The sequence below is a fragment of the Rhizobium sp. P1_E1 genome (assembly GCF_056406015.1).
The window spans coordinates 1-3,189 of the sequence record NZ_JBFUAY010000359.1; the positions used below are offsets into that span (position 1 = coordinate 1).

Consider the following 3,189-nt stretch of genomic DNA (forward strand, 5'->3'; position numbering starts at 1 on the left):
GTAAAAGACCCAACCCAGAGATTGCAGAGCYCGCATGCCCGAAACCGAAAAGCCGCTCTTCGGCCACCCATGGATCTTCATCCGCGGCGTACCGTCCCTGAACTTCCTGCCGCCGGAAGGGCCGTTGGAAGTGGCCTTTGCCGGTCGCTCGAATGTCGGTAAATCCTCGCTGATCAATGCGCTGGTCGGCCAGAAGGGCCTGGCGCGCACCTCGAACACGCCGGGACGCACGCAGGAACTCAATTATTTCGTGCCGGACGGCTATTCCGGCGAAGGCGGCGACCTGCCGCCGACGGCGATTGTCGACATGCCGGGCTATGGATATGCGCAGGCGCCGAAGGAGCAAGTCGACAAGTGGACCAAGCTCGTCTTCGATTACCTGCGCGGCCGCGCGACGCTGAAGCGCGTCTATGTGCTGATCGACAGCCGCCACGGCATCAAGAAGAACGACGATGACGTGCTTGATCTGCTCGACAAGGCCGCGGTCTCCTATCAGATCGTGCTGACCAAGACCGACAAGATCAAGGCGGCTGGCGTGCCGAAGCTGCTTGCGGAAACGGCGGAAAAGATCCGCAAGCGCCCGGCCGCCTATCCCGGCGTGCTGTCCACTTCGTCCGAAAAGGGCGATGGGCTGGACGAATTGCGCCAGGCGATCGCCGAAACCGTCGGCATCGCCCGCTGGAAGTAAGAGGGCGTACGCGCCCCGGACGCGGCGCCCTGTTTGGTGTAAAGGCTTTCGCGACATCCCATAGTTGAACTTAGCGCCAATGGAAAACTAACGGTTGACGACGCAAGCTTGATGAGCTAGATAGCGAGCATCGAATTTTGCTTGCTGGCTTGGTTATCGCGCGATTGGCACCGCGCCCTGAACGAACTTCCTTTCAAAAATCGCTATCACCATCCGCATCGCCTTGGCGTTGCGGTTTTTCAATATTGCTATGAAAGGGTTCATCATCATGGCCACTGGCACAGTTAAATGGTTCAATTCCACCAAAGGCTTCGGCTTCATTCAGCCTGATAATGGCGGCGACGACGCCTTCGTTCACATCTCCGCCGTCGAGCGCGCCGGAATGCGCGACCTCGTCGAAGGCCAGAAGATCGGCTTCGACCTCGAGCGTGACAACAAGTCGGGCAAGATGTCCGCTTGCAATCTCCAGAACGCTTAAATCGGTATCTGCTTCCCTTTGACCACGGATGTACTGGCACTGCCGGAAGCACGTTATCAATCCAAGGCCAGGCGATTTGCCTGGCCTTTTTTGTTTTCGCTCGCGCGTCGAGCCCTCCCGTATCGGAGCCAACATGACAGAGACATACAGCAAATCTCGCCAGCGGGCGGAGATTGCCTTCGGCAGCGTCCAGACCCAGTTCTTCGCGAAGAACCAGGCGGCCGAAGAGCTCGAATCCGACGCCCAATCGCAGCAGGCAAAGACGTTGCGGCTGCGGGAAGCCCGGCTTGCGAGGGAACAGAGTGACCGGGTGTCGGCAACCTCTGTCCTCATTGCCAAACGCGCCAGGGCTCGCTGAGATCACCACCCGATCGACAGGGCTCGAGACTTAAACCGCGTCTGAAATGACGGGCTTGCAGATCGCGCGCTGCAGCATGGCCGAAGGCGTGCTGGCACTCACTCGAACCAAGGAAGCGTCAATGGCAGAGACTGCGAACGAACTTCAATCGATCAATACGGCCTGGCAGATCGCCATTCAGGAGATCCTGCGCATGGTAATCAGAGACATGTATCACGGCGGCGGCGAAGCGTCGTTCAGGACCCATATCAAACGTATCGAAGAAGCGGCCGTCGACAGCATTTACACGGATTTGCGGCTGCGCGGGACTGATGAATGGACGGAAGTCCTGGTCAAGGAAAGGGCGAGCAATTTCGTCACGACCCTGCTGACGTCATTTACCTATGACCGGGCTTAAATCACCCTGGGGCCGGCAATCGATGGACGAGCCGCCGATCAACGCTTGCGTCCCCGCAGTTTTTGAAGCAACCCTAGTTCTCCTGCCGTGCGGGAGCAGCCGCGTCCACGAGTAATATTTGATGACCGATAGCAAAGACCCGCCGATTTCGCCGGAAGGCGTCGGCAACTTGCCCCATCTTGCCGAAGCCCTCGATGACGACCGGTTTCGACACTTTCTCGATCATGTGCCATTCGCGGTGGCTGTTTCCGAACTCGGTGGCGACGAGCCGCTGATTTACGTCAACCTCGAATTCGAACGGCTGACGGCGCTTGAGGCAACCGCGGTCCAGGGAAAACCCTGGGCGGAAATTGAATTGGAGTCCATCGCCGTCTCCGGAGAGGTGCCGCTCACGGCCGCTGTGACCTCTGCGGAGGAGTATATTGGTGCCTTCTCGCTGGCGGCCGAACCCGAGAACACCGTCATTGTCGATGTCTGGTCGAATACGATCGTCGACGACGATGACACGCCACTCTTCCGATTGGTGGCCTTTGCTGCCCGCAATGAGGCGACGGCCGCTGAGAGCTTCAGCGAACTGCTGACGGAGAAAGATGTCCTTCTGCGGGAACTTCAACATCGCGTGAAGAACAATCTTCAGATGATCACGGCGCTCATCCGAATGGAGGCGCGCAATGCTCAACAGAATGAGGAAAGCGAGAGGTTTGCACGGCTTGCCGGGCGGATTGAAGCTTTAGCCCTGCTCTATCGCTCGCTGTCGGACGAAGAGAAAGGCGCCACAGTCGATCTTGGCACCTATGTCAGCCAGATTGCCGCCTCGGTAATGGCGGCCCACGCGGTGGAAGGGATCCGGCTGGACATGAAGGTCGATACCTGGCCGGTTTCGGTCGATGTCGCCATGCCGGCCGGTCTCGTCATCAACGAACTCCTCACCAATACGCTGAAGCATGCCTTCGTGGGGCGTGATGGCGGCGAAATCACGCTCCGCTGTGTCGTCAGCGATACCGGATGCAGGATCACCGTTGCTGATAACGGGGTCGGTCTTCCCCAGGATGTAACCTGGCCGCAACCGGGAAAGCTGAGCGCGATGATCGTACAGTCGCTGAAACAGAATGCCCGCGCCGAGGTTGAAGTGAGCTCGTCCCCTGACACCGGCATGAGTGTCTCCCTCGTCTTCCCGAGAGCCGAAGCGGCCCGATAGAGCGCCGCGCGTCTTTTCAGACGCGCTAGAGCCTTTCCGAAAATCGATTCCGATTTTCGGGGTTATGCGC

Annotated in this window: 5 protein-coding genes; all 5 read left to right on the forward strand. The window is 58.8% G+C overall.

Annotated features, from left to right (window positions below):
• Nucleotides 1–34: 34 nt before the first annotated feature.
• Complete coding sequence (yihA, locus tag AC1D1Z_RS35605) at nt 35–688, forward strand: ribosome biogenesis GTP-binding protein YihA/YsxC (RefSeq protein WP_011650240.1); 654 nt, start codon at nt 35–37, stop codon at nt 686–688.
• A 268-nt stretch (nt 689–956) separates the two neighbouring features.
• Nucleotides 957–1,166, forward strand: a complete 210-nt coding sequence (locus AC1D1Z_RS35610; RefSeq protein WP_018244551.1) for a cold-shock protein — start codon at nt 957–959, stop codon at nt 1,164–1,166.
• 133 nt (nt 1,167–1,299) lie between these two features.
• Nucleotides 1,300–1,524: a hypothetical protein gene (locus AC1D1Z_RS35615; RefSeq protein ID WP_447011039.1), complete on the forward strand. Its 225-nt coding sequence runs from the start codon at nt 1,300–1,302 to the stop codon at nt 1,522–1,524.
• A gap of 121 nt (nt 1,525–1,645) precedes the next feature.
• On the forward strand, nt 1,646–1,921 hold the full coding sequence (locus AC1D1Z_RS35620; protein ID WP_024323874.1) for a hypothetical protein: 276 nt from the start codon (nt 1,646–1,648) through the stop codon (nt 1,919–1,921).
• Between the two features lie 121 nt (nt 1,922–2,042).
• Nucleotides 2,043–3,119, forward strand: coding sequence for a sensor histidine kinase (locus AC1D1Z_RS35625; RefSeq protein WP_193446336.1), 1,077 nt, complete (start codon nt 2,043–2,045; stop codon nt 3,117–3,119).
• Nucleotides 3,120–3,189: the final 70 nt, after the last annotated feature.